General features: G+C 61.2%; 28 protein-coding genes and 2 pseudogenes. 22 read left to right on the top strand and 8 right to left on the bottom strand.

What is annotated here, in order from left to right; translation table 11 throughout:
- Positions 1-13: 13 nt before the first annotated feature.
- A complete protein-coding gene (locus tag M3A49_RS16745) occupies positions 14-763 on the bottom strand; it encodes an NADPH-dependent F420 reductase (RefSeq protein ID WP_266229671.1) in 750 nt (249 codons plus the stop codon).
- A 112-nt stretch (positions 764-875) separates the two neighbouring features.
- On the opposite strand from M3A49_RS16745, the gene M3A49_RS16740 reads away from it, so the two are divergent.
- The 8 genes and pseudogenes from M3A49_RS16740 to M3A49_RS16705 all read left to right on the top strand — a co-directional run bounded on the left by M3A49_RS16740 (position 876) and on the right by M3A49_RS16705 (position 5,727).
- Positions 876-1,253, top strand: a complete 378-nt coding sequence (locus M3A49_RS16740) for a winged helix-turn-helix transcriptional regulator (RefSeq protein ID WP_266229670.1) — start codon at positions 876-878, stop codon at positions 1,251-1,253.
- A gap of 368 nt (positions 1,254-1,621) precedes the next feature.
- Positions 1,622-2,198 (top strand): annotated as a pseudogene (locus M3A49_RS16735) (sigma-70 family RNA polymerase sigma factor).
- A gap of 12 nt (positions 2,199-2,210) precedes the next feature.
- Complete coding sequence (locus M3A49_RS16730; protein ID WP_266229669.1) at positions 2,211-2,519, top strand: hypothetical protein; 309 nt, start codon at positions 2,211-2,213, stop codon at positions 2,517-2,519.
- A gap of 2 nt (positions 2,520-2,521) precedes the next feature.
- Complete coding sequence (locus tag M3A49_RS16725) at positions 2,522-2,818, top strand: 4Fe-4S binding protein (protein WP_266229771.1); 297 nt, start codon at positions 2,522-2,524, stop codon at positions 2,816-2,818.
- Positions 2,819-2,886: 68 nt separating this feature from the next.
- Positions 2,887-3,603 (top strand): O-methyltransferase, encoded by a 717-nt coding sequence (locus M3A49_RS16720; RefSeq protein WP_266229668.1) that lies wholly within the window; start codon positions 2,887-2,889, stop codon positions 3,601-3,603.
- Positions 3,604-3,818: 215 nt separating this feature from the next.
- Entirely contained in the window at positions 3,819-4,388 is a 570-nt protein-coding gene (locus M3A49_RS16715) for a YdeI/OmpD-associated family protein (RefSeq protein WP_266229667.1), read from the top strand.
- A gap of 144 nt (positions 4,389-4,532) precedes the next feature.
- Positions 4,533-4,985, top strand: a complete 453-nt coding sequence (locus M3A49_RS16710; RefSeq protein WP_266229666.1) for a YybH family protein — start codon at positions 4,533-4,535, stop codon at positions 4,983-4,985.
- Between the two features lie 289 nt (positions 4,986-5,274).
- A complete protein-coding gene (locus M3A49_RS16705) occupies positions 5,275-5,727 on the top strand; it encodes a BON domain-containing protein (RefSeq protein WP_266229664.1) in 453 nt (150 codons plus the stop codon).
- Here the strand turns inward: M3A49_RS16705 and M3A49_RS16700 are convergent.
- Positions 5,649-6,608: a GlxA family transcriptional regulator gene (locus M3A49_RS16700; RefSeq protein ID WP_266229663.1), complete on the bottom strand. Its 960-nt coding sequence runs from the start codon at positions 6,606-6,608 to the stop codon at positions 5,649-5,651. The two genes, M3A49_RS16705 and M3A49_RS16700, sit on opposite strands and share 79 nt — an antisense overlap.
- 108 nt (positions 6,609-6,716) lie before the next feature.
- On the opposite strand from M3A49_RS16700, the gene M3A49_RS16695 reads away from it, so the two are divergent.
- The 4 genes from M3A49_RS16695 (at position 6,717) to M3A49_RS16680 (ending at position 10,235) form a co-directional block, all read left to right on the top strand.
- On the top strand, positions 6,717-7,034 hold the full coding sequence (locus tag M3A49_RS16695) for a putative quinol monooxygenase (protein WP_254354228.1): 318 nt from the start codon (positions 6,717-6,719) through the stop codon (positions 7,032-7,034).
- A 78-nt stretch (positions 7,035-7,112) separates the two neighbouring features.
- Complete coding sequence (locus tag M3A49_RS16690; RefSeq protein ID WP_266229662.1) at positions 7,113-7,871, top strand: alpha/beta fold hydrolase; 759 nt, start codon at positions 7,113-7,115, stop codon at positions 7,869-7,871.
- A 171-nt stretch (positions 7,872-8,042) separates the two neighbouring features.
- Positions 8,043-9,767, top strand: a complete 1,725-nt coding sequence (locus M3A49_RS16685; RefSeq protein ID WP_266229661.1) for a cytochrome c biogenesis protein DipZ — start codon at positions 8,043-8,045, stop codon at positions 9,765-9,767.
- Positions 9,768-9,842: 75 nt separating this feature from the next.
- A complete protein-coding gene (locus tag M3A49_RS16680) occupies positions 9,843-10,235 on the top strand; it encodes an MAPEG family protein (RefSeq protein WP_266229660.1) in 393 nt (130 codons plus the stop codon).
- Positions 10,236-10,552: 317 nt separating this feature from the next.
- Here M3A49_RS16680 and M3A49_RS16675 read toward each other — a convergent pair whose 3' ends face one another.
- Complete coding sequence (locus tag M3A49_RS16675; RefSeq protein ID WP_266229659.1) at positions 10,553-11,311, bottom strand: SDR family NAD(P)-dependent oxidoreductase; 759 nt, start codon at positions 11,309-11,311, stop codon at positions 10,553-10,555.
- Between the two features lie 196 nt (positions 11,312-11,507).
- Here M3A49_RS16675 and M3A49_RS16670 point away from each other — a divergent pair.
- Positions 11,508-12,111 (top strand): annotated as a pseudogene (locus M3A49_RS16670) (helix-turn-helix domain-containing protein).
- Between the two features lie 436 nt (positions 12,112-12,547).
- Complete coding sequence (locus tag M3A49_RS16665; RefSeq protein WP_266229658.1) at positions 12,548-13,585, top strand: methyl-accepting chemotaxis protein; 1,038 nt, start codon at positions 12,548-12,550, stop codon at positions 13,583-13,585.
- Here M3A49_RS16665 and M3A49_RS16660 read toward each other — a convergent pair.
- Complete coding sequence (locus tag M3A49_RS16660; RefSeq protein ID WP_266229776.1) at positions 13,582-13,905, bottom strand: hypothetical protein; 324 nt, start codon at positions 13,903-13,905, stop codon at positions 13,582-13,584. The genes M3A49_RS16665 and M3A49_RS16660 overlap by 4 nt on opposite strands.
- A 73-nt stretch (positions 13,906-13,978) precedes the next feature.
- The gene (locus tag M3A49_RS16655) at positions 13,979-14,395 is read right to left on the bottom strand and encodes a nuclear transport factor 2 family protein (protein ID WP_028205488.1); all 417 of its coding nucleotides are present in this window, start codon (positions 14,393-14,395) and stop codon (positions 13,979-13,981) included.
- A 253-nt stretch (positions 14,396-14,648) separates the two neighbouring features.
- Between M3A49_RS16655 and M3A49_RS16650 the strand changes: the two genes are divergently transcribed.
- From M3A49_RS16650 to M3A49_RS16640, 3 genes are all read left to right on the top strand, one after another.
- A complete protein-coding gene (locus M3A49_RS16650) occupies positions 14,649-15,590 on the top strand; it encodes a LysR family transcriptional regulator (protein ID WP_266229657.1) in 942 nt (313 codons plus the stop codon).
- Positions 15,591-16,213: 623 nt separating this feature from the next.
- Positions 16,214-16,657: a hypothetical protein gene (locus M3A49_RS16645; protein WP_266229656.1), complete on the top strand. Its 444-nt coding sequence runs from the start codon at positions 16,214-16,216 to the stop codon at positions 16,655-16,657.
- Between the two features lie 84 nt (positions 16,658-16,741).
- Complete coding sequence (locus M3A49_RS16640; protein ID WP_266229655.1) at positions 16,742-17,014, top strand: hypothetical protein; 273 nt, start codon at positions 16,742-16,744, stop codon at positions 17,012-17,014.
- Between the two features lie 118 nt (positions 17,015-17,132).
- On the opposite strand, the gene M3A49_RS16635 is transcribed toward M3A49_RS16640, so the two are convergent.
- Positions 17,133-18,020, bottom strand: a complete 888-nt coding sequence (locus tag M3A49_RS16635; protein ID WP_266229654.1) for an MFS transporter — start codon at positions 18,018-18,020, stop codon at positions 17,133-17,135.
- Between M3A49_RS16635 and M3A49_RS16630 the strand changes: the two genes are divergently transcribed.
- Positions 18,019-18,888, top strand: coding sequence for a LysR family transcriptional regulator (locus tag M3A49_RS16630; RefSeq protein WP_266229653.1), 870 nt, complete (start codon positions 18,019-18,021; stop codon positions 18,886-18,888). The genes M3A49_RS16635 and M3A49_RS16630 overlap by 2 nt on opposite strands.
- A 17-nt stretch (positions 18,889-18,905) precedes the next feature.
- On the opposite strand, the gene M3A49_RS16625 is transcribed toward M3A49_RS16630, so the two are convergent.
- The gene (locus M3A49_RS16625) at positions 18,906-20,960 is read right to left on the bottom strand and encodes an ArnT family glycosyltransferase (RefSeq protein ID WP_266229652.1); all 2,055 of its coding nucleotides are present in this window, start codon (positions 20,958-20,960) and stop codon (positions 18,906-18,908) included.
- A gap of 113 nt (positions 20,961-21,073) precedes the next feature.
- Here M3A49_RS16625 and M3A49_RS42685 point away from each other — a divergent pair, with 113 nt between their 5' ends.
- Entirely contained in the window at positions 21,074-22,030 is a 957-nt protein-coding gene (locus M3A49_RS42685) for a response regulator (protein WP_416338966.1), read from the top strand.
- A gap of 522 nt (positions 22,031-22,552) precedes the next feature.
- Here M3A49_RS42685 and M3A49_RS16620 read toward each other — a convergent pair.
- Positions 22,553-22,834 carry a hypothetical protein gene (locus tag M3A49_RS16620; RefSeq protein ID WP_266229651.1) on the bottom strand — a complete coding sequence of 94 codons (282 nt, stop codon included), beginning with the start codon at positions 22,832-22,834 and terminating at the stop codon, positions 22,553-22,555.
- 12 nt (positions 22,835-22,846) lie between these two features.
- Here M3A49_RS16620 and M3A49_RS16615 point away from each other — a divergent pair, with 12 nt between their 5' ends.
- From M3A49_RS16615 to M3A49_RS16605, 3 genes are all read left to right on the top strand, one after another.
- The gene (locus M3A49_RS16615) at positions 22,847-23,413 is read left to right on the top strand and encodes a hypothetical protein (RefSeq protein ID WP_266229650.1); all 567 of its coding nucleotides are present in this window, start codon (positions 22,847-22,849) and stop codon (positions 23,411-23,413) included.
- Positions 23,414-23,939: 526 nt separating this feature from the next.
- Complete coding sequence (locus M3A49_RS16610) at positions 23,940-25,271, top strand: MFS transporter (protein WP_266229648.1); 1,332 nt, start codon at positions 23,940-23,942, stop codon at positions 25,269-25,271.
- A gap of 107 nt (positions 25,272-25,378) precedes the next feature.
- A complete protein-coding gene (locus M3A49_RS16605; protein WP_266229646.1) occupies positions 25,379-26,566 on the top strand; it encodes a porin in 1,188 nt (395 codons plus the stop codon).
- Positions 26,567-26,641: the final 75 nt, after the last annotated feature.

The following is a 26,641-nucleotide window of genomic DNA, read 5'->3' as shown; positions in this document are numbered from 1 at the left end:
GGAATCGCTCTAATCAATCGAGCGGATTCAAGGAGCGGTTCAACGCAACGATGTCGGCATGGCTCGGGTTGGCCCCAAGTGACGTTGCCCAGAGGCCGGGGAGCTGATCGCGTTTCTTCGGGGCCTCGCCCTCGACAGCGGCCGCCAGAGCTCTTCGCATCGTCTCGGCATCGTAGTCACAGCAATAACCCGGAGTGGACGGCTGCTGCCGCCAGGAGTCTGTTAGCGTCCCTGAGTCGACTGGATCAAACCCGATTACGTTCACGAGGTCCATCACGACCTTCTTTGACGCGAGAGCGTCGCCAGCGACGGCGACCGCCAGCCGCCCTGCAGAGCCTTCGGGGCGGCCAAGCTCGCCCAGCGAATGAGCAAGAATGTTGTTGAACGCCTTGATCACCGGTCGACCGAGATGCTTCGAGACCCACAGGCTCTCGACCTCTCCAGCATCAAGCTCCGGAATATGCGGGTCGCGCAGGCCAGGGTAATAGTTGCTCGTATCGATGATCGGCACGTTCTGCGGGACGTTGTCGAACAGGCCCTGGGGAAGCGTGGCAATAGCAGGAAAAGGGATCGACACGATGATTAAATCAGCCCCCGCGATGGCACCGCGCGTGTCGACTGCGACTGCACCAATCTCGGTCGCGAAGGATTGCACACTTTCTGGACCCCTGGAATTCGAAACTCGGACCCGGTGTCCCGCTGCGCTGAGTTTGCGTGAAAGAGTGCCACCAATGTTGCCAATGCCTATGACGCCTATTTCCATACTTTGCCCCTCTTAATCTTAAAACGGTTCAATAACGTTCAACCATTTTATGGAGTACCATACCTTACGACAAGAACACACCAAAAGGTAAGTAACCTACTAAGAGGGATGTATGGCCGATACGCGAGAGTGGAATTGCGGTGACCCTCAGCAACGCCTGGCGTGGGCGAACGCAACTACTGCGGCACTGCGCGTGCTGGAAGGGAAATGGAAGATCATCATCATTTGTCAGCTTTTCGCCGCGAAAGGACCGCTACGCTTTTCTGAATTGGAGCGGCTGGTCGAAGGCGTAAGCCAAAAAATGCTCATCCAGCAGCTTAAGCAGTTGGAAAAGGACCGCATTGTCGAGCGTACGTTTTACCCGCAAGTGCCTCCGAAGGTCGAATACGCACTTAGCGAAATTGGCTTGGCACTCGGGCCCTCCATGGCAGCGCTCATCGAATGGGCAGAGATGAGCCAACGGGTGAGCGCCGAGGTGACAGAAGAGTGAATCGGACAGGGTTAGTGGCAGATCCCAAAGCCCCACGCGTGATTGCTAACGATCAACGCGCTCGGTACGAAAGTCCGTTTCTGGCCCGTTCAAGGCCCGATCGACCGATCGCGCGGAGAGCGAATGGCCAGGCACGCTGACAACGGCCAATGTTGGTCTCGCCGAAACTGACGCGGCCATGTCTCGAAGGGCAGAGGACTCGTAGGCGTTGACTGGATGCTACGACATCACAACAGAAACGGCCCCACTTCATCGCTTTGCGTAACGGTCACGACCCTGTTACGCGCTGCTTCGAGCGAACCGGCAGTTCACTGAGCGATTTTTTGCATTCGCCACAATATTCGCGTTCCTGAAACGTCTTCAGGTGCATGGAACCGCCACCCCCCTCGCATTCGATGACCGACCGAGACAGCGACATCGCGGCGACCGTGGTGCGTGAGCGCACCAGGCTCGTCAATTTTATCCGGCGCCGAATAGGCAATCCGGACAATGCCGAGGACATCCTGCAGGATGTGTTCTCCGAATTTGTGCAGGCCTAGCGGCTGCCGGCTCCGATCGAACAGGTGAGCGCGTGGCTATTTCGTGCCGCGCGTAACCGCATCATCGATCGCTTTAGCAAGAAGAAACAACAACCGCTGCCGGATCTGCCGGGGGACGACGAGGCCGGCAGCGAATATCGCCTCGATCTGGCGCCACCGGCGCACGATGCGGGTCCCGAGGCCATTTACGCTCGCGCGCTGCTGCTCAAGGCCTTGCAGGACGCGCTCGATGAATTTCCGCCGAATCAACGTGAAGTGTCTATCGCACGAACTGGAGGGGCGGTCCTTCAAGGATATGGCGGCGGAAAGCGGCGCCACGCTCAATACGCTGCTCGCGCGCAAACGCTACGCCGTCTTGCATCTGCGCGCCCGGCTGCAGGCCATGTATGACGAACTGGATATTTAGAGAAGCTAACTAATGAAATTTCGAATCAGATGCGCGGGGAAAGCGCTGCTTGTGGTGGTCGCCATAGGCGTGCTCGGCTGGGTGGTCATGACCCTCTGGAATTGGGTGATTCCGGCGCTATTCGTGGGCGCCAGTGCGATCGACTTCGCGCATGCCTTGGGCTTGGTCGTATTAAGCCGCATCCTGTTCGGCGGATTCCGCGGGCACGGTGGCTGGCGCGAAAGGCGTCGCTGGCGCAAATGGGAAGCGATGACGCCTGAAGAACGGGAGCATTTCCAGACGGCATGGCGATCGGGGCGCGATCGGTGCGAGGGAGATTGAACATGCGCGAGAAATCAGCCGGCGACTGCAAGCAGCAACCGGGCGTGATTGCGCCGGTTGTCGACCTGAAACGTTGCGAAGGCAAGGGCGATTGCCTGGAGGTCTGCCCCGAGAATGTGTTTGAGATCCGGTGCATCGATGAGGTCGATTACCGCAGCCTCGATTGGATGCATCGCTTCAAGTTGCGCGTGCATGGCATGAAAGTCGCCTATACACCGAACGCGCACGCTTGCCGCTCGTGCGGGCTTTGCGTGACGGCATGCCCCGAGCACGCGATCAAGCTCGCCAGAACGGCATAGCGATACACGGCTTTGCTGGTGGCGGGTAGACGCGTCAGCAGAACTATCGATTTCGTCAGGGAGCGCACATGGCTTCATCAACCACAGTTCTTCTGCGGCAGCTTCACGAACAGAGCCAGAGAGAAGTGATAGCCCGCGCACGCGCGCAGTTCCATGGGTCGAGTGAGGAGTTTCTGACGCTCGCGGATGAATACGAAGCGCTCGCGCCGCGACTGCGCGGAAGGTTTCTCGAAACGCTAGGACTATCCAGCGAAGATTTCGAATCCTCGCAAGGCACACCGCTATCGTTGGCTGTCTCGGAGGAAACGGGAAGGTTTCTACACAACATGGTGCTTGCGCACAAACCGGCTCGAATCCTCGAGCTCGGCAGCTCGTGCGGCGTGTCCACGCTGTATTTCGCCGAAGCGCTTCGGACGTTAGACAGCGGCATGGTCGTGGCGACTGAACTCGATGCTGTCAAATGCGCGCATCTTTGGTCCCACGTCAGAATGGCGGGCGTAGACGCTTATGTTGACCTGCGGGAAGGCGATGTATTCCAGACCATTTCTGAGCTGGACGGCACTTTCGACATGGTTTTCATCGACGTATGGGCCAACACCTATCTGAATCTATTCAAGCAAACTGAGCGCTTGCTGCGCGCGGGATCTATTGTTCTTGCGGACAACATGTACATAGCCGAGGACGCTGTTCGGCCATATAAGCACTACCTCGACAACGATCCACGCTTTTCGACCACGACGCTGGACTTTGAATCAGGGGTCGAGTTTACTATCGTCGTTTCGTGAGCGCAGCGTGTCAGTTGCGTTGCCGCGCGGCAGGCAAGACTTTGCTGGCTACAGCAAAGTGCATCTGGCCTCCATCTTCCCTCAGATAGATACACGCTGAACTGTCGATAAATCAAGTATTCGCAAATTCACGCAAATCCGCGCAAATTGGTAATCTGCGAGGTATCAGTGAACGAAAAAGCCTCGATGCCTGAATGCAACCATTCGGATCCTCCATGACTGAGCCTCGTCTGACATTCCTTGACCAGAATGAATGGGAAAGCTGGTTGATGCAAAACGGCGGTATCTCGACCGGGATATGGCTGCGCCTTGCCAAAAAGGGCGCCGGGCAGCCAACCTTGACTTACGAACAGGCGCTGGAAAGTGCCCTTTGTCATGGTTGGATCGATGGTCAAAAACAGACTGAAAGTGAGGAATACTGGTTGCAACGCTTCACTCGACGCTCCGCAAAAAGTATCTGGTCCAGGCTCAACAAAGACCGGGCCGAAGCGCTGATCGCCGCGGGCAGAATGGTTCCTTCGGGCATGCGAGAAATCGAGAAAGCCAAAGAGGATGGCCGCTGGGAAGCTGCCTATACGTCCGCCAGCAACTCGGTCGTACCGGACGACCTGCAGGCCGCACTGGATGCCAATCCCGAGGCCAGCGCGTTCTTTGCGACGCTGAACAGCCGAAACCGCTACGCTATCCTGTTTCGAATACAGAATGCCAAAAAGCCCGCAACCCGGGTGCGCAAGATCGAGAAGTTCATCGGCATGCTGAATCGCGGCGAAACCATTTATCCCTAGCCCAGAAAGTTCGACAGACGACGAGAGTCGCCGGACGATGTCGCACTCAAGGCGGGCAAGCCGGGGCAAGGGTGGATTGTCAGACGCCTACGCCCATGGGTAAACTAGCCTTCGAGATGCTCTCGCCGACCTGGATGGCGATCGATGCTGACCGACGCCCTGATTGTCGTGCGATCGAACTGCTTTTTGCAGTGGAGGTTGCAAATGGGATCCGATGAACGAGCTATACGTGAGGTGCACACAACGTGGATTGATGCAGTCAACGCGGGCGATCTTGTCCGCTTGCTCACCTTGATGGCGGACGATGTCGTGTTTTTGAATCCGGGGCGAGCGCCGCTCGGCCGGGAGGGATTCCCCGCCGGCTTCCTGGCCGCCCACCAACAATCCCGGATCCGTTGCATCAGCGAGTTGGAAGAGGTCGTGATCGTCGGCGAAGTCGCCTACACGTTATGCCGGGACTCGTTATCTGTGACACCGCGCGCTGGCGGAGAAGCAACGGAGTTGGCCGGTCGTCGGATCACCATATACCGCAAACAGCCCGACGGCCGCTGGCTTCTGGCCCGCGACGCCAACACGCTCGCCCCGGTGGCAAGCTGAGGTCGCAGCAATCGGCTCACTCCATGCAGACGGCAAAGCCCCTTGAGTCATTCACCGATAACGACGAACCTACACGAAGATCGGACTTGTGGGTCTATCAGCTTTTGCTGAACGGGAGCATGAACGTGAGTGGTGCGAGCGTCAAAATCTGCGCGATCCTGGTTATGGTCCCCATGAGTTGTGGCTCAATCCATGCTGGCGGGCACACGGGTGAGAACACGGGTGTTGGCGCGACAGCGCATCGGGTGGCATACTCGACGTCGCGTTTCAGAACAGGCCGGATAGTGCTGTGATTCGTGACGTCCGCAGCGCCCTTTGGCGGACGCCAAGCCTGGATGCTTCTGGGATTCGGGTCAGGGCGCGCCTCGGCGTCGTGACGCTCTCGGGATGGGTGCCTGCGCGCAGGCAGATCGCGCTCGCCGACAACACGGCAAGATCGGTGCGCGGAGTCAGGTCGCCGACGACGATCGAGCGCGAGGATGATCTCCCGTGCACGTTTGATGCAAAAGGCATCACCCGACCCGAAGCGGTCTTACCTGCTCACGTCGGAATGGCAGCCGTTTTCAGGGTGAAGCCGTCATTCGCACCTCCGCCTCCGTTGGCAAATCCTCCCGTGGGACCTGTCGCGCACGGCCACCGGCATACTCCAATAGTCGATAAGATTCACGACGCCCGCAACTCACGGATCCCCTTACCTATCCGCCGCCGCAGCAGCGTGCGCAGCGTCACGCCGTCCGCGTAGCCGACCTGCTCGGCGATGCGATCTACGCTAAGCTTGCTCGTCTTCAGCAGATGGACGGCCCGCTCGACCCGCAGATCCTGTATGTATTCGACGGGCGTTTTACCGAGCACCTCGTTTAGACGTCGCGTCAACGTTCGCTTGCTGGTCGCCAATACTTCGGCGGCGTTGTCGAGCGCGATGGCCGTGTCGAGGTGTTCACGCACCCAGCGGTCGAAGCGCTCGACGAGCGGGTCCGAATGGGCCAGATGATCGGAGATCGCAAAGGCAGACTGCGACGGCCGCGAATCGAATACGAGGTACTTGCCCACGAGCGCCGCAAGCTCCGGGCTGTTGTTGCGGATCAACCAGAGCGCCAGGTCGAGATGGCTCAGAGCGGCCCCCGCCGTCACCGTGTCGCCGCTGGGAACGACGATGCGATGCACATCGAGGTGCACGTCGGGGTAACGCTGCCGGAACACCGGTGAGAGCCACCAGGTGGTGGTGGCTTCGCCCCCGTCGAGCAGGCCGCTTTCGGCCAGCACGAACGTGCCGGTGCAGGCGGCGCCCAGACGGGCGCCGGCACGGTGCCACAAGCGCAATGCGTCTAGCGCATCGACCACATCAGCCCGGCCGAGCGACGGCACGAGCAGGTCTGTCGTCGTCCTGTTGAGCGCCGGCACGACGACCCAGTCCGGGGCGGGGGCGTCTGCCATGTCGCGCACGGGCACCTGCAGCCCAAGCGCAGTGCGCACCTCTGGCCGCATCCCCACAACGGTGATTTCGAAGCCCGGCGTGGCCATCCCAGTCGCGCGCGCCAGTTCGTTGGCCGTCGTCAAGGCGTCGAGCACCGTGGCGAGGCCAGTGTCGAACACCCCCTCGAGTGCGAGGACATAAATTCGCATGGCAGAATCGATACCAAAATTGTCGATCGAGACAGTATTCTCCCTGGCGCTCCGTTTGTAAAGTGTGGCTCACCGAGTGAATGGATCACGCGGAACTGGAGAGCAAGGATGATCAAGAAAGCACTATTCGTACGACTCGAAGCCAAGCCGGGAAAGGAGCAGGCGGTAGCAGACTTCCTCGACGCCGGCCTGGAACTGACGAATCGGGAGGCGACCACGCCGATCTGGTTCGCCCTCAGGCTGTCACCGACGACGTTCGGCGTCTTTGACGCCTTCGCGAGCGAAGAGGACCGCCAGGCACACCTGCACGGAAGTATGGCCGGCGCCCTGATGGCGCGGGCCGACGAGATGCTGGCCAGCCCTCCGTCTGTCGAGCCGATCGACGTTCTGGCCATGAAGAACATGGCTGCCGTAATTCACGGTTAGCTATCACCGATCAAGTCTCACCCGTCAAGCGCGATTGCACGAAACGACGGGATACTGCTAACAATTTTGGAGTACAAAATGTTCGTATTGCGAAAGAAACTGACGATTGCCGCCCTGATTGCGCTTGGCGCCACGATGGCTCACGCTGAGGCAAAGGCGGCTGCGAAAGATGTTGTCATTGTCCACGGCGCACTGGTGGATGGCTCCGGCTGGCGGGCCGTCCACGACCTCCTGGTCAAGGATGGTTACCACGTGACGATCGTACAAGAGCCGCTCACGGGCCTCGCCGAAGACGTCGATACCGCTAAGCGCGTTATCGATCAGCAGCAGGGCCCGGTGGTGCTGGTCGGCCACAGCTACGGTGGCTCCGTGATCACGGAGGCCGGTGCCGATCCGAAGGTCAGCTCGCTCGTCTATGTGGCCGCACTACAACCCGACGTCGGCGAAGCCAGCGGTCAGCTGTTGCAGAAGTTTGCCGCGCCCAACGATGCCATGCGGGCGACACCGGACAAGTTTTTCTTCCTCCCGCCTGCGAAATTTCGTGAGAACTTTGCAGCGGACGTCTCGCCCCAGGACGCTCAATTCCTGGCGGACTCGCAGGACCAACTTGCCGAGAAAGCGTTGGGGGCGCCGGTCTCTGTGGCGGCATGGCGAACCAAGCCCAGCTACGCGATTTTAACCACCCAGGATCATATGGTGAGCCCACAGCTTCAGCGCTGGATGTATCAACGCTCGGGTGCCAACGTGACCGAGGTGAGCGCAAGCCACGCTGTCTTTATCTCTCAGCCGGCCGCGGTCGTGCGAGTGATCGAGGCTGCGGCGAAGTCGACGAACTGACCGGTAATCGTCTCGATGGGGGCGCCTGTCGGCTTGGCGCCGACGGCCGGCACTGTCGCGAGTCGGGCCGCCCCATCGCGGATACCCACGCTGGCTGTCAAATCGCGGCAATTGCGCGTGTACGCCACTCAGATCGGGACACAACCGTAAACCTTCACGGATGTTGCCACCATGCTATTACTGCTTCTTGCCTACCTCGGCGGTGCACTGACCATCCTCAGTCCGTGCATCCTGCCGGTGCTGCCTTTCGTATTTTCGCGAGCAGACCGCCCGTTCGCGCGCAATGGACTGCCGATGCTGGTGGGCATGGCGCTAACCTTTGCCGTGGTCGCCACGCTGGCTGCCGTCGGCGGCGGCTGGGCCGTGCGCGCCAACCAGTATGGCCGCTTCGCCGCCCTGGCGGTGCTCGCCGTGCTTGGCCTGACCTTGCTCTCGGAGCGTGTCGCCGAACGGATCACCCGTCCGTTCGTAGTGCTTGGCAACAAGCTCACCGAACACGCCGGGCGCCAGGACGATTCGGTACTCTCGGCGGCTGGGCTGGGTGTGGCCACGGGGCTGCTTTGGGCGCCCTGTGCGGGCCCGATTCTGGGGTTGCTGCTCACGGGCGCGGCCCTCAAAGGCGCCAGCGTACGGACAACGTTGTTGCTGCTCGCCTACGCGACGGGCGCGGCGACCTCGCTCGCGCTGGCGCTGCTGATTGGCGGGCGCGTTTTCGCCGTGATGAAGCGCTCGCTGGGCGCTGGAGAATGGGTGCGTCGCGCCCTGGGCGTGCTGGTGCTGGGGGGTGTGGCCACCATCGCGCTGGGGCTAGATACCGGGCTGCTGACACGCGTGTCGCTGGCCAGCACGGGGGGCGTCGAACAGAAGCTGATTGACGCGGTGCGTCCCGCGCCTCTCGTGCAGCTCGCCGTGAAGGCCGGCGATACGCTGCCGGTGGAAGGCGATTTGCCCGCGCTCGATGGCGCCACCCAATGGCTCAACAGTCCACCGCTCACGGCGCAGTCGCTGCGCGGCAAGGTGGTATTGGTCGATTTCTGGACCTACTCGTGCATCAACTGCATCCGTTCGCTGCCGTACGTGCGGGGCTGGGCTGACAAGTACAAGGATTACGGCCTGGTGGTGATCGGCGTGCACGCGCCGGAGTTCGCGTTCGAGAAGGATCCGGGCAACGTCGCCCACGCCGTGAAGGACCTTGGCGTAGGCTACCCGGTCGCAATCGACAACGGTTACACCATCTGGAAGGCCTTCAGCAACGAGTACTGGCCCGCGCATTACTTCGTCGACCCGCAGGGGCATATTCGTCACCACCACTTTGGCGAAGGCGACTACAAGCAAAGCGAGGACGTGATTCGCCGGCTGCTCGCCGAGGCCGGCCAGACGGACCTGCCTGGCGGCTACGTGCAACCGGTCGCGCAGGGCGCACAGGCCGCCGCCGGCTCCGGCGATGCCAATCGCTCGCCGGAAACCTACGTCGGCTACGCACGCGCACAGAACTTCGCCGGTGGCCCGGTGGCGCAGGACGAGACTGCCACGTATCACGCGCCCCAGACCCTGACGGCCAACCAGTGGGCGCTCGACGGCCGCTGGTTGGTGGGCGACGAAAGCGCCCGGCTTGACAGCCCTGACGGACGCATTGTTTATCGCTTCCATGGCCGCGACTTGCATCTGGTGCTGGGGCCCGGCCGCGGCGGGCATCCGGTGCGCTTTCGCGTGCTGATCGACGGCAAGGCGCCGGGCGCTGACCGGGGCACGGACATCGATGCGGATGGTTACGGCACGATCACCGGACAGCGCCTTTACCAGCTCGTGCGGCAGGCAAACGGCGACAGCGAACGCACCTTCGAAATCACGTTTCTTGAGCCTGGCGTGCTGGCTTACGCGTTTACGTTCGGCTGAGTCCCACCTTTGGCACGAGAAGGGCCTCCTGTCCCACCTTCACACTGATTTCGACTGTCACGCAAGGAGTATGGAATGAACAGCATCGCTCTGGCCTGCACCTGTGTCCTCGGTTTGCTTCTGTTCGTACTTGGACTCACCATCACGGTCACTCGCTCTCGCGTCGGGCCGCTGAGCGGCTATGCGCCTGAACCTGACCGGCTGCTAACCAAACTGGTTCGCGCTCACGGCAATACCGCCGAGTACGCGCCGTTCCTTGCGGTGCTAATTCTGTATTTCGGCTCTCAGAATCCGCCGCACTGGCAGCTCGGGTGCATGGCAGGTGCAACGGCCTGCCGCTTGCTCCTGGTGGCTTCGCTACTTGCCTGGCCCACCATGTCGAAGCCCAATCCGGCCCGTGCTATCGGGGCGTTGGGAACCTACGCGTTCGGAGTGGCCCTCTGTATCGCATTGCTCGCTGGCCGTTAGGCCTCCGGCCGTGTCGTGTCGTTTGTTCGAAGAAGAGAGGACATCATGCACCTGAAGCGGCGCCCCCCGCTCCCGCCGACACGTGAGCGTCGGCAAAGGCGGATGGCTGGCCTGGTGCCATCCGACGGTGAAGGTCCGCTGTTTGAGCGTGGCCGCCGCTCGAATGACCACGTGACGGAGGTGGCGAACGGCAGGTCATGGCCGGCCAGCGCCCCATGGCTGAACGTGACGATCGTCCCGGCTGCGCATGTTAAGGAGAAGGCGAGAGGCCGCCCCGAATCCGCCGTTCGCCGTTTCCCCTTTCTACGACGTCTACGCTATGAACCGACCTTCACGCTCATCCCGCCGTCTGCCATCACGACCGATCCAACCATGAAGCTGGCTCGCGCGGAGGCAAGAAACAGCACAACTTCCGCAATTTCTTTTGGATCGGCTGCGCGCCCGATAGGCGCGCTCTCCCCGTGAGCGGCCAGTGCGGCGACGCCATTTCCATCCGCCGCCACGGTGTTGAGGATATTCGTGAGTACGTCGCCGGAGCCGACAGCGTTCACTCTGATTCCGTGCACTATCGCCTCTAGCGCAAGGGTTCGCGTGAGCTGTGCAAGCGCACCTTTCGACGCGGCATAGGCCGCAATCGTTGGGAATGCAAAGTACGACGCATAGGAAGCCACATTGACGATAGCGCCTGAACGCCGGGGAATCATTGCCTTCATGGCTTCGCGTGAGTGCAGGAAGGCACCAGTTACATTGACGTCGATGATACGCTCCCAATCGGCGCGCGACATGTCCACCACGAGCTTGTTGATGATGATGCCCGCGTTGTTCACAAGCAGGTCTAGCTGCGAGAATCGTTCGATGGCGAGCGCAACGGCTTTCTCAGCACTGCCATCCGCGGAGATGTCCGCGACGAGCGGCACGACGTTGGGGCCAGCTAGCGACTCGACCGCGGGGTCGATATCCTCTGCCAACACTTTCGCACCACGCGCCACGAGCAGTTCCGTGATTGCGCGCCCAATGCCACTTGCCGCGCCAGTGACGATGGCGACCTTGCCTTCGACTTCTTCAGTACCGTACATGTCTACTTCCTCAAAGTTGGATTGTTCGTCAAGCTGACGATCGGCTCGAAACCACAGGGGGTAATGTACGTGCGCCGGACATGCGGAAACATAGCTACCGTTCTCGCACCCTTGCCTAAAAGTATCAAATGAAGGAGGCGAATGCGCGTATCGGTTATTCTGACTACCACTACGTAACGACGGCACAGGAAAAAGCATGCTTGCGCGGCAAAAACGAACAATCGGGTTGATCGAGCGGCTCGCGCCAAACGAGGGATTCACCGCTTCGATGCTGCCCGGAGTCAGCTTCATGCGCTCGAATCGCGCACTGGGTCGCACGCCCGTCCTGTACGAGCCGAGCATCGTTCTCGTCTGCCAGGGGCGCAAACGTGGTGACTGGCGAGCAGGGAGACGCGATGCGCGCGTCGCTTGCCACTACCGGGCACTTCTCGCAGATAGCGCGAGCGTTGCGCCGCATTCATGCAGACTACGCTCAGCGCGTCAACGTCGATACGCTGGGCAATGAATGCGGGATGAGTGTCCCGACGTTTCACCGCCATTTCAAGGCCGTAACGAATACAACGCCGATTCAATACCTCAAGTCCACGCGGCTGCACCAGGCGCGTCTGCTGATGATTCGAAGCGGGGTGACGGCGGCCGCAGCCGCCGCAAGAGTCGGCTACGAGAGCCCCTCGCAATTCAGCCGCGAATTCAAGCGTTTGTTCGGACGCGCGCCGACGCAAGAAGTCGAGCAGATGAAGGCGTCGTTCGCATGGTCAGAGCCGATGCTCGACGAGATCGGACACATCTCAACCCGGTGAATATCGCCGCGGCGTTTCACCGACTGCGCCTGACCGTATAGTCCCGCGCAGGTCTGTGCTTGTGGTCGCCATCGGGTCCGAAGCCGACACTCCCAGCGTGCGTATGAATGACTGCATCTGGCTGGCTATTGCCCGATTGGGTCGGCTGTAGCCGACCCGAAGCGGCCAGTCGGCCAGTATCTCTGACCGGCCACTGTCCATGGAAATCGAACGCTGGGAGTAACAAGGGTGGCTGTATCCCGGTGGGATCGCTGGTATTCCCGGCGATGCACGCGCCCGGTGCGTCGCCGGGAATCGCATCCTCTGCCTGCACCGCGATATACGCCACCAAACGTTTGCGGCGTGCATGAGAACGGTCACAATGTCCTCGGAATCAACCCGGCCCGATACTTGCTTTTACGTAGGCGCAACATTTCCAGGCAACCGGGACCAGGCCATGTCGAATCCGCGCGAAATCGTCGAACTCACGCACCACGTCAAGAAGCTCGCGACAGGAAAGATCTCCGATATCAACGACATCAATCGCGAGACCACGTTCCTCGCGCTCAACGCATTGATTGAAGCGGCACGTGCGGGCAATGCGGGTCGCGGCTTCGCCGTGGTCGCGAATCAGGTCAAGCACGTGTCGGCACGCATCGGCGAAATCACGACGGTGCTCAACCGCGAACTCGCCGGCTCACTGAGCAAGCTGACCGACCTCGGCGACAGCATGATCGAACGGCTGAGCTCACACGAAGGCCAGCGTTGCGCCGATCTCGCACTGAACATGATCGACGTGATCGACCGCAACCTGTACGAGCGCTCGTGCGACGTGCGCTGGTGGGCAACTGATTCCGCAGTGGTCGACTGCCTTGCCAACCAGAGTGCCGAAACGCTGGCGTATGCATCGCGGCGTCTGTCGGTGATTCTCGACAGCTATACCGTGTACCGTGATTTATGGATCGTCGACGCGGCGGGCAATGTGGTCGCAAATGGCCGCCCCGATACCTATGCGGTGCACGACCGCAATGTTGCTGAAGCCAGCTGGTTTCGCGACGCGATGAAAACGCCTTCCGGCGTGGACTTTGTTGCGGGCGATATCGAAGCGTTGCCGTATCTGAAGCATGCGCACGTCGCGACCTATGCGACAGCGATCCGCGAAAACGGCGCGGTCGACGGCAAACCGCTCGGTGCGCTGGTGATCTTTTTCGATTGGGCGCCGCAAGCGTCGACAGTCGTTAAGGGCGTGCGGCTCACAGAGGAGGAATGGCGTCGCACGCGCTGCATGATCGTCAATGCGTCGCATCGCGTGATTGCGAGTTCGGACGATAAGGGTGTGCTCGAAGAACAGTTTCGCCTGACGACCGACGGCAAGCCGACCGGTTTCTATCGACTGACGGACGGCCGCACTGTATCGTTCGCCGCCACCCCAGGTTATGAAAGCTATCGTGGACTGGGGTGGTACGGCGTGGTGGTGCAAGCGGCGCCGGCTTAGGCGTCTGCGGTGACGACGGGTTCCTTCGCAATCTGCGATGCCTCCGCGAGCAGGCTCGCCGCATGGCGTTCCGCGATGCGGCTTGGCGGAACGCCCTTCGCATCGAGAGCGATGACCTGGTACAGCTCGCGGTCGCATTCGAGTTCCTGCTGATGCTGCTCCGCCGTGTCGAAACGGCTTGAGACGTCGAGCCACGTTGGTGCAGGACGCGTATCAGCCGCGCGCGGAGGTCCCGTGGAGAACCCACCGTAGATTGTTGACGATGTGCGTCCCTGTCGACCGTCCGCTACGAAGTGGCCTTCAGACGTTTCAGATGCCATCTTTGACCGCTCACTGCGATCCGATCGGGGGTGCGTCACAGCGCACGCTCCGCTGACCTCAATCGCCAATGATTCAGGGAGATTGATCCACGGGAACCAGCATCATCGCCTTACCGCCCAATTTCGGCGCAAGCTTCTGCTGGACTGCAACCACTGCTGGAAGCGGGCGCCATGCCACGGTCATGCTATCGACGAGGCCCGCATCGTTTAGATGCATGTGATCCATGCCGTCGATCACTTTGTCACCGAGTCTGATCGTGAAAACGGCAACAAAGTCAGCCCCGTCGCGCAGGAGAAGCTTCGGCTCGAAGGCGTCCACAACGCCAAGAAGCTGGGTGAGCACTTTCACCACACTTTCCCTCCCTTCGAAGGGAGCGGGAGCGATTGGGCTGCGCAGGACGACGCTATCCGCCAGATGGACCTTGGTCCCTTCGACGTCGCGTCTGCCCATGGCTTTGAGGTAAGCGTCGAGATGTTCAGTGGTGGCCATAAAGATTCTCTCCTGATAGAACCGGCGCGAAGCGCGTTCGGTTGCCGAAGCTCTGTTGCCTGTGGCGTTCGCTTACTCCACACAGATGCGCCAGCATTTGAAAAAGCGCGGCCGGTACCTCCTACGGGGGGGCAAACCGCCTCTTAAATCCATAGTAATGCGATTGACTCAGCGTCACTAACGGGGGTAGCGTTCACATCAACCATGACAAAAATGTCACTAGTGCAACATCTGGGAGTCCATTGTGGAGAGTTTGAGCGCCCTGGGAGGGCTAGAGGTCTTTGTCCAGACCGCGCAGACCCGGAGCTTTGCCGCAGCGGGGCGAAGTCTCGGGGTCTCACCATCAGCCATCAGCAAAAGCATTTCCCGACTTGAAGAGCGCGTTGGCGTGCGGCTGTTTCAACGCAGCACGAGGAGCCTGCGCCTTACGACCGAAGGCGAGGTGTTCCTGGAAAGGTGCAGACGAATCTTCGGGGAGGTTCAGGCTGCGGAAGATGAGCTCAGCGCAATGGCACAACACCCGCGAGGGAGGCTAAGGGTGGGACTGGCACTTTCGGCGGGGCTACCACTGCCCGTGCTTTCAGCGTTCATGGAGCACCATCCCGAGATTGAACTCGATCTTGATTTCACTGATCGACTGGTCGATGTAATCGATGAAGGGTTCGACGTAGTCATTCGTGGGAGCACGCTTCGAGATTCGCGCCTGGTGTCTCGCCCGCTGGGTCCCTGGCGCGCCTGTCTGGTGGCCGCACCAGCGTATCTGGAAAGAATGGGGACTCCCACGAAGCCGGATGACCTTTTGAATCACGCATGTCTGCACTATCGCTGGACACCTACTGGAAAACTGTATCAATGGCCGCTGCGGCATTCAACATTCACGGCGGCAGGCTCGTCGCTGCCTTTGACGATGGTGTGCAACAGCCTGGACGTCATGCTTTATTTAGCTCTGGCGGGGCGCGGGATCGCATGCGTGCCTGACTTCTCTGTCAAGAATGCCGTCGCTGGTGGACGCCTGAAAACCGTGCTGGACACCTATGTGGCGGACTCCAACACTATTCACGTGGTGTGGCCCAGCAATCGGAAAATGACGCCAAAGGTGCGCGTCTTCGTGGATTTTGTGCGCGCCAATTTTGGCAAGCACCTGGTCACTGAAACGGATGACCGGAAGCGACAAAGGGTTAGGCCGCACACTTGAATACATCTCGCTTCAGCGGAGCGGTGCTCGATGGAGCAGGCTGAGACGAACGCGACGCGGTGAACAGGCTGAAATTGAGCCAAGCTATGCCTTACATCTCGAATGACCGCCGCCAAAACGCGTAGCGCCATTCGAACGTCGCTGACTGCGCACAGGTGACGATCCCTTGATGGCCGACTACCGCCCGATACGGTCGGCGGAAGCAGACCCGTTGCGGTCATTCGTAACAACATCCGTCGAGTGACAGCTTTTGATAGGGCGCAGTCATAGTCAGCTGGCTCGCTCAATTCCACTACGCGCTTGCTTCGCTCGCGAGCACTTCGCGCCGCCGACCGTTCGACTGAGATCACACCATTTCGCTAACTCTCGTCTGAGCGTAGACGTAAACCACAGCAATCCGTGCGAGGTTCGCTGCGGGCGAACGCACGCTCGCGCGAGAGAGGCTGTTCTACGACCCGACTGTGCAGTCGACCGAGCTGAGCGCGGGATACCCGCCGAAGGCCATCCGGCTATGAGCCGCCGCATGAGGCACGGAATAAACCGGCTAGCGAACTGTTGTAATAAGCACCTGATACCCGGTCGCGACAGATGCTTTGAGTCCGACAACACTCGTGGAGACTTTCATGCCGGCAAAAAAGTGGAGCGTGTTTCGCTGGATTCCCAAGCAGCACGCACCCACCGCGGTGGAGGAAAAGCTCATGTCGCATAACGGGTCAGCGCTGTGGGTGTTTGACCTTGAACAATCCTATCGTCCAGGGCAGGCAATTTCCGGTAATGCCTGGTTAGTGGCCTACGATCTCGACGAAACTGCCGAAACCAACATCAAAAATCGTCAGCATATCGATTTTGAGTCGGCAGACTTCCGTGGGGAGGCGGCGCATCCCGCGGACATCATCATCAAGGAAAACGAGAAGGGTGCCTATGGTATCGGGCGAATGCGCCAGAGCACCACGAAATTTCACGTTACCGCCCGGTTCGCCACGAAAAAGGAGGTCGCCCAGGCGCTCGGCCTGAACGCGATGGAAGTTGCCGATGGCTATCGTCCAGGCAGGACCTGGCCGACGTGAGCTCAGGAAGCTGTCGAAGCCACCAAAGTGACGCGCTGTCACGCCGGCACGGTTGATCATGCAGGGGCTTTGCCGCGAGTGTCTGTGTCCAGGCCGATGACGGTTGGCGCGACAATCGGCAACGACATCGATATTGAGAGCAAACGTGCAGGCAGTATGTCCGCCTACCGCGCTCAGGGAGGCATCCGACTCTATTCGCCCGAATCTCACTCGATACACTCGCCCCCCAGCCGCGGCGAGATGCACGCCGCCACCGCGAGCAGCGCGAAAAGCAAAATCGAAGATGCCAGCACGGCTAACCCCGTGCCGCATGCTGCACTGATCAATGAGGCCGCCAATGCGGAACTGCTGACCTGAAAGAACCCGACGAGCCCAGAAGCGGTCGCAGCATGTCCGTGCGTGCCCGTGACGGCACCCGATACGGCAAGTGACAGCGACGAGCCATTTGCGAGGCTGACCAGGCACATCGGGAGGATCACTGCCGCGACGCTTGTGACGCCGCGCGTCGCGACGATGGCGAACGCCAGTCCGCCCAATACGAAACACGCGACGCCGGCGGTGACGATCCGGTCATATGTCCAGCGATCAAGCCGGTATAGCGTCGAAAGGTACCGTCGCGGAGCACCTGCGCAAAGCCCGCGAGTGGCGCACGGTGCTTCCTGTCGTGCGGCAGGAGCGTCTCCGGCAGCAGCATGATCGCCATCAGCAGCGCTATGAGTGCGAATCCCGCGACGAAGAGAAAGTCGGCGTACCAGCCGAACGCCGATGCAAGATAGCCGCCGACCGCCGGAGCCAGCGCCGGCGACAACGATACCAGCGGATAGATGACTGCGTAGACCTTGGCGGACGCCTGCTTGCTGCACGTGTCGGCGATGCACGCTCGACCAATGACGAGGCCCGCTGCGGCACCGGCGGCCTCCACCATGCGCCATGCGAGGAATGCGCCAAAGTGTGTAGTCATCGCACAAACAAGTGAGCCGACGAAGTACAACGCGATGCCGGCGAACAGCACGGGCTTGCGGCCGAGGCGGTCCGAAAGCGGGCCGTAGACGAGTTGCGCGATCGCGAGAACGAACAGATACACCGAGACAGTCTGCGGCATCTGCCAGTCGGCGACGCCGAACCCGGCGGCCATGTGTGGCATGGCGGGCAGATAGACGTCCGATGCGATCAGGCCGAACGCATTGAGCATCGCGACGGTAAGAATGAAAGACAAGCGTGGCATGAAGTGCGCTCCGTTGCACGCCGCCAGAGGGCATGCGGTTATGGCAGTGGAAGCCGCCATGCTAGAGAGTCGAGCTTCATGTGAAAATGCACGGTATTGCATACTGCATCTGCAAATTTGCAGGCCGATTTCCGACATGAACTGGGACGACGTTCGAATCTTTCTGGCCGTGCATCGCTCGGGCACCCTGAGCGGAGCCGCGCAGCATCTGGGCATCGATCAGACCACAGTCGGGCGCCGGCTCGGAGGCCTCGAAGGCGCGCTCGGCAGCCACCTGTTCCTGCGCACCACCGATGGCTTCGTGCTGACCGTGAGCGGCGAGCAGGTGCTGGAAACCGCCATGGAAATGGAACGCCTCGCGGTGTCGTTCGAGCGCCGCAGCGAGGGCGCCGACGAGCGGGTGGAAGGGGAAGTACGCGTCACCACGACCGATACCCTGGCCATCGATTTCGTCATTCCGGCGATCGAGCGGCTCCAGACAGGACATCCCGGTATCCGGGTGCTTCTGAGCACGACCCCGCGTCTGCTCGATCTTTCGCGCCGCGAGGCCGACATCGCCATCCGCACGGAACGGCCGCAACAGCAGGGCTTGATCGTGCGGCGACTAGGAAGCTGGGAGGTTGGGCTTTACGCATCGCGCAGCTATGTCGCGCGAAGAGGCGAGCCTAAGCCGGGCGGCGAATATGCAGGACACGACCTTGCGGTCTACCTGCCCGGGGTCACGAAGGGTCAGCAGGAAACACTCGTCGGTGAGTCGAGAGCGCAGGGACGTGTCGTCGCGGAGCTGGATTCCAGCCTGATGCTCGGGGCATTCGTGCGGGCCGGTCTCGCACTGGGTGAATTGCCGACGTATATGGCGCAGCGATATCCGGAGCTTGTACGGATCTGGCCGAACCGGCGAAGGCATTCGCCGTATGAGGCGTGGATGGTATTGCACGCGGACCTCGCGCACACGGCGCGGGTCCGTGGCGTAGTCGACGCGCTTGCCGGGCAATTCAACCTTTGACTAGAGCGCGTATCGAGTCAATCGAGGCGTCGGCGACCGGAGCGATCGCTTCCGCGAAATGCGGTCGGCTGAAGTCGATCCGGAGCCGTCGTTGTCGCCATGCGCACATAGACGCGCAGCACCTCGTCGTTGTCGCCCGGACGGCTGCCCTCCCAGTACAGTCGCCAGCCTCCGGCGGGCACCTGTGCCTGCGTAGGTCGACCCTGTTCGATAAGCCAGGTGCAGGACGTGGCCTGAGTGTCCGTGGTGGGCACGTGCATGACACCGGCGAAGTAGTAGAGCATGGGCGCCTCGGATTCGCCCAGCCCGCTGCTCGCCATGCAGTCGCCGGCTTTCCAGGTGCTGTTCAGTTTGGCACGCAGATCCTCGAACGGTGCGCGGTAGCTCTTCGCGACGTCGAGCCAGGGGAGCAGCAGCGTGCCGACGAGCCCCCACGCGACGATGGCGCCCAGGCACCAGCTGAATGCGCCGCGCCAATTGCCCGCTGACCTGAGCAGGGGCAGCAGCAATACCCACCCGAGCGTGAGGGCGAGCGCCGCGATGATCAGCTTCGGCTGAATTGGCAGCACCCATTCGAGCGGCAGCCAACGGCCAAGCAAATGCAGGACACCATGGGTGTCGGGGGAGGCCGTCATCGTCCACCATACCGCCCATGCCAGCACCACGAACGAGCCGAACACGATACGGCTCGTCATGTCCCACGCGAGGTGCACCCGCTGCGGCAGATAGCGGACTCCCTGCATGGCCAGCAGGGAGAGCGGGGCGATGAACGGCAAGATGTAGAGTTCTCGCACTGTCGCCGATGCCTGCAGTACCGTGAAGCCGATCCCCGAAAACAGCACCGGCAGCGCAACTTCGGGCTCGCGTAGACGCCGCCATGCGCCGCCCGCAAGCGCCACGAGGGCGAGCGGGACCACCGGAAAGCCGACTGTCAACGCCGTGCGCAGCACAAACAGGTGCCCGACATTTTCCGAGCCAAGTTGCGCTACCGAAAAGCCAAAGAAGCGGCCGATGTTGTTGTCCCACAGCCAGATCCTGAACAGCGTTTCGGAGCGCAGATAGAGGCAAAGCGGCCAGATCAGCGCGAACGGAGCGAAGTACAGCGCCGAGCGTGCCAGTGACCGCGCAAAACAGCTGCTACGGCACGCAGGGTAAAGCAGCATCGCCGCGCAGGTAGTCGCACCGAACACCAGCGGCACGAACAGACCCTTTGCCAAAAAGGCGATGCCGACGCCAACGCCGAACAGTGCCGCGGCATGCCGGGCAGCGGGGCCTTGCGTGCGGGTGTCCTGGCAATCGCTGGTCGCTTGCTGTGAAGCTGTGGAATCTGGCCATGCAGGTGCAGCGTTGCAGTCTCCATTAGGATAACGATGCAACCCGCCGCCCATCTGCAAGTGAGCGCAGACAAGATCGTAAAGCGCGCAGAATGCCAGCGCAGCGCCGGCCATCAGCGCGACGTCCGTCATCATGTCGTGGACATGCTTGACGACCACCAGCGTGCTGGCGAAGAGCGCGAGCATTCCGGGCACTCGCAGGTCGGTCCAGCGCACGGCGCCGGTAGCGCGCCGGGCGAGACGTGCCGTGCAGGCAAGGGTGAGCGCTGCGAATACGACGCTCGCGAGACGGGCCGCGTCGTGCAGCGGGAGAAACCGGCCGAACATCCAGGCGAGCGAGGCTGCCACCCAATCGTAGATGGGCGGCTTTTCCATGAAGGGCTGACCGGCATTGGTCGGGACGACCAGATCGCCGGTGTCGAGCATGTGTTCAATGATGCCGAAGGTGTAGGTTTCGTCCTGCTTCCACGGATCGTGGCCAAGCGTGCCGGGCAGGAGCCACGCGCAAACGAGCGCGAGCGCAAGCAACCCGACGAACAATCGTGAAGTCGCCAATGCCCGCAAGCCTTTGCGGGTACCCGGTACTTCCGGGGGCAACGGAATGACGGGCGCCGCCGGCTGGCTGCCCGTGGTCAGATCCCAAAGGTGCGGCACGTCGAACTGCGCCACGCCATTGGAGACGGAAACCTGTTCGATGCCAACTTCCGCGACGCCGGCGTCATCTTTGCTTTCCTGCATGTAACCTCTGCTCCCGGTGCGCGACTATCTGGTCAGCACGTTTCGTTATAGCCGTCGACGGGACAGCTGTCACGAACACGATTGTATGCGCGGATTATTACCATACATTACAGATGGATGTAGCGTACTTGAAAGGTGCGTTTCCTGGCGTGAGCGGCGGGAAGTGGCGCGGGGAGAGCAGGCATTTACGGGGAAGCGGGCTATGCAACAGGATAACGGTGCAAGCGGTTCTGTATATCTTGTTTATTTGCATTCCTAATAATAAATTTGGCAGTGACGCCGTGCAGCCAACCTCGCGAGATTCCTGGCATCGTTTACCAGTCAGGCGACGCATTACCGACGCAACGAGGCGATTAGGGGCACGACCGCTCGGTGGTTTCCGAAATCAGTTGCTAGCATTTTGTCAGTGGGAACGGCCGATGCGCCGAAATAGCAAACTATGGGAAATAGCGATGAGCCGCGTGCTGTTGGCTGACGACGATACAGCCTTTCGTGATGCGCTTGAGACGTTGCTGGACGACGCCGGGCACGAAGTCTCGACCGCCGGGAATGGCCTGGAAGCGGTTTCGGCGGCCCTTGCTGCCACGCCGGAGGTGATTGTCTCAGACGTGCACATGCCCATTCTCGAAGGGCCAGACGCAATTTCCATGTTGCGAGCTATCCCACGGTTTTGCGATGTCTCAGTCATTCTCATGTCCGGAGACGACACAGGTGCAGGTATTGCTGCCGAAGGTTTTCTCCATAAACCGTTTGACCCAGGTGTGCTTCTCGACACCCTTGCGAGCCTTTCACGGCGCAAGAAGTCTGGAAGTGCAAGCGCGCTCCACTGTTGCATAACGCCGTGTGCCGGGTGGGCGAGACGGGCGCGGCATCGGCAACAGCGAATCGGCAGCATCAGCGCGTTGTGCACGTCTTCGAACTGGTGGTTGACCAGGAGCGCCGGATATCCGGGCTTGAACGGCCACGTTACGGTTTCGCACGCGGAAGCGACACCGAAAAGGTGGTCGCAGTCTCATTCGACCGCGTTTCGATGGCACCGTGGTGGGCTCTGGCGATCTCACTTGCGATAAACAAGCCCAGTGCGAGGCTGCCCGATCTCTCGTCTTGATTCTGATTGCCTCGCCCTCGCTCCGGGATTAAGGATGCGGGCGTTGGCTGTCCCAGATGCCCGCAAGCCGCCAGTCACGTGCGACTCAAGTCCGTCGGGATGAATTCCATACGGAAATGGGCGACTGCCGTGGCAATCAGCGTACTATGTTACGCGCCTATAGCGGACGTACCGGCCTTCGCGCACTCGGGGGATACGACAGCGATTTAAGCGCTCGATTCATTGCCAGGTCCTTATCGCCACTGCGGCCTTTGCGACGGATATGGGCATGCGAATTGCGCCTTGCGCCGATACGGCGGCGAGGACGCCGCCCGCCAATTGCGGAGGGAAAGTCATGAGGCCAACCGTGTTAGGCGTGTACGACAGTTACACGAATGCGTGTTCGGCGCAGCGCGCACTGGGCGAGGCTGGGATAGCGCAAGCGGATATTGCCATCTACTCGATATCGGTTGATGCTCCCCGCGAAAAGGGGCCACGTGTCTATTTACAGGGCGCGATCGATACGCACCACCACAAGAAAGTCTTCGATCGACTGGAGCAGTTGTTCGCGCGCATCTTCACGAAAGGAGCGTATCCAGCGGATGCGGAGGATTACAGGGAGTTCCTCCGTCGCGGTGGCACGGTAATTAGCGCCGATGTTTCTGAATCGCAAGTCGATCAGGCGATTGAAACGATGCTCCGCATGGGCGCTGCCGACATCGAGGAGCGCGCCAACGTGTGGCGTACTGGTTCTGCGAAGGTCCAAAGCCCGGAACCTGCGGCGCATCCGGGCAGCGCCATGACTGGCGAACGCGCCAGGCCGCACGAAGCCACACACGGATGGCAAGGCGACACGCGGGCCGCATCGGCGGCGCGGCCGACGCCTTCCACGGGCACCCCTGCAGGGCGCGGTGCGACCGCTGGCGTGGAGAAGCAGCCGCACGCAGCGGGCGCGTCTGAAGCCGGGTTCGCGCGCACGCATCCTGATGCCGGCGTCAAGGCGCACACTGCGCAAGCGCACGACGGCAACGCCGCTGCGTCAAACGCCCAGCGTCCATCGGGGACGGGCTTCATGGGCGACCCGGGACTCGGCAGTCAGCACGACGACCAACAGCCGTACGACAACGAATTTAGAAAGGACTACGACGCACATTATGCGAATACGGGTGCGTCATACGACGAGTATCGACGTGCCTACTCACATGGAGCTACGCTCGGACGCGACGAGCGGTTTCGCGGGGCCGACTGGCAGGGCGTGGAGGCGAGTGCGCGCGCGAACTGGGAGTCGCGATATCCGGAAAGCGGATGGGAGCGCTTCAAGACGGCTGTGAGGCACGGTTGGGAACGTGTCAGGGGCGGCGGCTAGGCTAGAACTCGAATGCTTGTCACGAGGTCAACGGCGCGCATGGATCTGAAAGCATCCACAGATTCGATGCGCGCTGAGAGCATTGCCATATTAGTTAAGACTCCTACCATTTACGCGGACAAATCGACGTCGACTTCTGGGTTCATGGCGCGCGAGGTCGGGAACGCGTCTGCATGAAGGCCCGAGCGGATATCAATCAGCCTGTTCCGGGCACAGCAAGTTGTGCAATTCACGTTTGCTGGATCGGGCGTCGTGGGACCAGACGCCTTTTATCTCCCTGGACTGGAAATGCCGGTTGCCAGTCCTGCGCTGTTTCAAGCCCGCCAACGCAGGCAATGCTTGCGAATTGAAAGGTTGGTATCCGCACTTACCCCAAGGAAAAGACGCTGGCATTTCTCTGCCGGGCATACTACGATTGCGCCAAATGTTACCGGTTACAGTAAACGGTAACATTGGAGTGAGAAAAACCGCGCTCCAGCCCGGCGCGGCCGGAAGCGACCATTATTAATAGAACAGGAGACACGAGATGAATCTGGCCACCAACGTGCGAAGCCGTTCCAGGATTCGCTGGTGGGTTGCCGGCCTCATGTGGGCAGCGATCGCGATCAACTACATCGACCGCACGGTGTTGTCGGCGGCGGCGCCGCGCATCCAGTCGCAATTCCATCTGAGCGCGGTCGAAATGGGTGTCGTCATGTCGGCGTTCTTCTGGTCGTACGCGCTGCTGCAATTGCCCGCGGGTTTTCTCGCCGATCGTTTGGGCCAGAAGAAAGTACTGGGTTTCGCCGTGCTTTGGTGGTCGCTGGCGACGGCGGCCACGGGCGTCGCGAACGGTTTCAAGTCGCTCGTCGCGTTGCGCGTGGCGCTTGGCGTAGGCGAGGCGGGCGCGTATCCGAGCAACGCGGGCATTGCGTCGAAGTGGTTTCCGCGCAGCGAGCGCGCGACGGTCGCGGGCATTTTCGACAGCGGCTCGAAGCTCGGTGGCGCGATCGCGCTGCCGCTCATCGCCGCGATGCTTACGGCGTTCGACTGGAAGATCACGTTCGCGCTCACCGGTTTGCTCGGTCTGATCTGGTACGTGGTGTGGCAGTTCACGTTCAGTGATTCGCCGCGCGATCACAAGCGGGTTAATCCCGAGGAACTCGCGCACATCGAGAGCGATTCACTGGCCGAGCGCAGCGACAGGGAGGCGAGGCCACCGCTGCGCAAGCTGCTCGCGCATCGCAACATCTGGGCGATGTGTATCGGCTTCTTCATGATCAACTACAACTCGTACTTCTTCATCACCTGGCTGCCCACGTATCTCGTGAAGGCGCGTGGCATGACGATGATGGAAATGGGCTGGATGGCGTCGCTGCCGCTGCTCGTCTCGATCGTGGTCGAGATTCTCGCGGGCTGGGCGTCGGATCGCGTGTTCGCCTCGGGCAAGCTTTCGCTCACCGCCACGCGCAAGCTCTTTCTCGTGATCGGCTTGCTGATGGCATCGAGCATTGGCTTCGCCGCGTTCGCCGATTCGGCCGCCGTTGCGGTGCTGCTCCTGTGCATCGCGAAGTCGGGCACGACCGTGGCAGCTTCGCAGGTCTGGGCGCTGCCGGCCGACGTCGCGCCGCGCAACGCCGTGTCGATGGTGGCGGGCGTGCAGAACACGGTATCGAACATCGGCGGCGTGGTTGGCCCGATCGTTACGGGCGCGATCGTCGGCGCGACGGGTTCGTTCGTGCCCGCGCTCGTAGTGTCGTCGGCGCTGATCGGCGTGGCGATCGTCAACTATCTGTTCCTGCTGGGCAAGGTCGAGCCGATTCGTCTCGACGGTGCTTCGACGCAGCCGCAGGCGCGCGAGTACAGCAACGCCCCGTAATTCCACCGAATCGACCTTCGTTGTGTCGATGGAAGCATTCCCGCTGATCCCCTCAAGCCGGGATCCGTAGTACTCCTGTAAATATTAAAACCAGACAGATCACCTGTATGAAAAAAGCACTTTTCGCAGCGGCCGGGCTTTTGTCCGTCGCACCCGTCGTGGCGCAGGCCCAAAGCTCCGTCACGTTGTATGGTCTCGTCGACGCCGGTATCGGCTACGTCAACAACATCAAGGGCGGCTCGGCGTTCCAGCTGACGAGCGGCCGCTTGAGCGGCAGCCGCTGGGGCCTGAAAGGCAACGAGGATCTCGGCGGCGGCCTGAGCGCGGTGTTCACGCTCGAAGGCGGTTTCAAGCCCAGCGACGGCACGGCCGCACAAGGCGGGCGTCTGTTCGGCCGCAGCGCGTTCGTGGGCATTGCGAAGAGCGGCGTCGGCACGTTCACGCTCGGCCGCCAGTATGAGCCGCTCGCGGATCTGGTCGCGCAATACGCAGGTCCGGGCACGTGGTCGCCGTCCACGCACGTGGGCGACAACGACAACCTGAACCAGACCTTCCGTATCAACAACGCGGTGAAGTTCCGCAGCGAAACCATCGCGGGCTTCACCGTCGACGGCATGTACGCGTTCAGCAACCAGGCGAGCGGCTCGGCCGGGCAAGGTTTCGGCAACAATCGCGCATGGGGCGTCGCTGCGAACTACGTGAACGGGCCGCTCTCGATCGGTGGCGGCTACGTGCTGCTCGATCATCCGAACACGACGGCCAACACGAGCGGCGCGATCGGCGGCGCATCGAGCACGAGCGGCGACGACTACAGCGGCGGATTCTTCTACAACCTCAACGGCGGCGTGGCCCGTCAGCAGATCGCGGTGGCCGGCACGAACTACAAGATCGGCAGTGCGATTGCGGGCTTCGCGTTCAGCCACACGGAACTCAACTACAACGACGGTTCCACGCGCAAGTTCAACAACTACGACGCGAACCTGCGCTACCTGCTCACGCCGGCCACGACGCTGATCGGCGTGTACACGTTCACGGACGGCCGCGCGAACGGCCTGCCGGGCACGGGCGGCGCGACGCTCAAGCCGAAGTGGCATCAGTTCACGCTTGGCGTGGACTACGCGCTCTCGAAGCGTACGGACGTCTATCTCTCGGGCACGTATCAGCTCGCGGCGGGCGACGCATCGACGCGCGTGGGTTCGTCTTACAGCCGGATCGCGGCGATCGCGTATGCGGGCGGCGCGTCGTCCACAAATCGTCAGGTCGACGTGTTCACGGGCATCCGCACGAAGTTCTGAGCGTGCTTTCACATGCTAAAAGCAAAAGGCCTCGCGATGTTTGCGAGGCCTTTTTGCGTGGTCATCGCGACGCGA

The organism is Paraburkholderia sp. CNPSo 3076 (assembly GCF_026343935.1).
In the GTDB taxonomy this organism is placed as follows: Bacteria; Pseudomonadota; Gammaproteobacteria; order Burkholderiales; family Burkholderiaceae; genus Paraburkholderia; species Paraburkholderia nodosa.
The sequence above is the reverse complement of the archived record's forward strand: the minus strand, read 5'-3'. Positions and strand labels throughout refer to the sequence as shown.

What these genes read in the sequence shown, in the direction of transcription:
- M3A49_RS16745 (WP_266229671.1), bottom strand. Translation starts at nt 763, where the DNA reads ATGGAAATAGGCGTCATAGGCATTGGCAACATTGGTGGCACTCTTTCA.
- M3A49_RS16740 (WP_266229670.1), top strand. Translation starts at nt 876, where the DNA reads ATGGCCGATACGCGAGAGTGGAATTGCGGTGACCCTCAGCAACGCCTG.
- M3A49_RS16730 (WP_266229669.1), top strand. Translation starts at nt 2,211, where the DNA reads ATGAAATTTCGAATCAGATGCGCGGGGAAAGCGCTGCTTGTGGTGGTC.
- M3A49_RS16725 (WP_266229771.1), top strand. Translation starts at nt 2,522, where the DNA reads ATGCGCGAGAAATCAGCCGGCGACTGCAAGCAGCAACCGGGCGTGATT.
- M3A49_RS16720 (WP_266229668.1), top strand. Translation starts at nt 2,887, where the DNA reads ATGGCTTCATCAACCACAGTTCTTCTGCGGCAGCTTCACGAACAGAGC.
- M3A49_RS16715 (WP_266229667.1), top strand. Translation starts at nt 3,819, where the DNA reads ATGACTGAGCCTCGTCTGACATTCCTTGACCAGAATGAATGGGAAAGC.
- M3A49_RS16710 (WP_266229666.1), top strand. Translation starts at nt 4,533, where the DNA reads ATGCTGACCGACGCCCTGATTGTCGTGCGATCGAACTGCTTTTTGCAG.
- M3A49_RS16700 (WP_266229663.1), bottom strand. Translation starts at nt 6,608, where the DNA reads ATGCGAATTTATGTCCTCGCACTCGAGGGGGTGTTCGACACTGGCCTC.
- M3A49_RS16695 (WP_254354228.1), top strand. Translation starts at nt 6,717, where the DNA reads ATGATCAAGAAAGCACTATTCGTACGACTCGAAGCCAAGCCGGGAAAG.
- M3A49_RS16690 (WP_266229662.1), top strand. Translation starts at nt 7,113, where the DNA reads ATGTTCGTATTGCGAAAGAAACTGACGATTGCCGCCCTGATTGCGCTT.
- M3A49_RS16685 (WP_266229661.1), top strand. Translation starts at nt 8,043, where the DNA reads ATGCTATTACTGCTTCTTGCCTACCTCGGCGGTGCACTGACCATCCTC.
- M3A49_RS16680 (WP_266229660.1), top strand. Translation starts at nt 9,843, where the DNA reads ATGAACAGCATCGCTCTGGCCTGCACCTGTGTCCTCGGTTTGCTTCTG.
- M3A49_RS16675 (WP_266229659.1), bottom strand. Translation starts at nt 11,311, where the DNA reads ATGTACGGTACTGAAGAAGTCGAAGGCAAGGTCGCCATCGTCACTGGC.
- M3A49_RS16665 (WP_266229658.1), top strand. Translation starts at nt 12,548, where the DNA reads ATGTCGAATCCGCGCGAAATCGTCGAACTCACGCACCACGTCAAGAAG.
- M3A49_RS16660 (WP_266229776.1), bottom strand. Translation starts at nt 13,905, where the DNA reads ATGGCATCTGAAACGTCTGAAGGCCACTTCGTAGCGGACGGTCGACAG.
- M3A49_RS16655 (WP_028205488.1), bottom strand. Translation starts at nt 14,395, where the DNA reads ATGGCCACCACTGAACATCTCGACGCTTACCTCAAAGCCATGGGCAGA.
- M3A49_RS16645 (WP_266229656.1), top strand. Translation starts at nt 16,214, where the DNA reads ATGCCGGCAAAAAAGTGGAGCGTGTTTCGCTGGATTCCCAAGCAGCAC.
- M3A49_RS16630 (WP_266229653.1), top strand. Translation starts at nt 18,019, where the DNA reads ATGAACTGGGACGACGTTCGAATCTTTCTGGCCGTGCATCGCTCGGGC.
- M3A49_RS16635 (WP_266229654.1), bottom strand. Translation starts at nt 18,020, where the DNA reads ATGTCGGAAATCGGCCTGCAAATTTGCAGATGCAGTATGCAATACCGT.
- M3A49_RS16625 (WP_266229652.1), bottom strand. Translation starts at nt 20,960, where the DNA reads ATGCAGGAAAGCAAAGATGACGCCGGCGTCGCGGAAGTTGGCATCGAA.
- M3A49_RS42685 (WP_416338966.1), top strand. Translation starts at nt 21,074, where the DNA reads ATGGATGTAGCGTACTTGAAAGGTGCGTTTCCTGGCGTGAGCGGCGGG.
- M3A49_RS16620 (WP_266229651.1), bottom strand. Translation starts at nt 22,834, where the DNA reads ATGCGCCGCAGGTTCCGGGCTTTGGACCTTCGCAGAACCAGTACGCCA.
- M3A49_RS16615 (WP_266229650.1), top strand. Translation starts at nt 22,847, where the DNA reads ATGACTGGCGAACGCGCCAGGCCGCACGAAGCCACACACGGATGGCAA.
- M3A49_RS16610 (WP_266229648.1), top strand. Translation starts at nt 23,940, where the DNA reads ATGAATCTGGCCACCAACGTGCGAAGCCGTTCCAGGATTCGCTGGTGG.
- M3A49_RS16605 (WP_266229646.1), top strand. Translation starts at nt 25,379, where the DNA reads ATGAAAAAAGCACTTTTCGCAGCGGCCGGGCTTTTGTCCGTCGCACCC.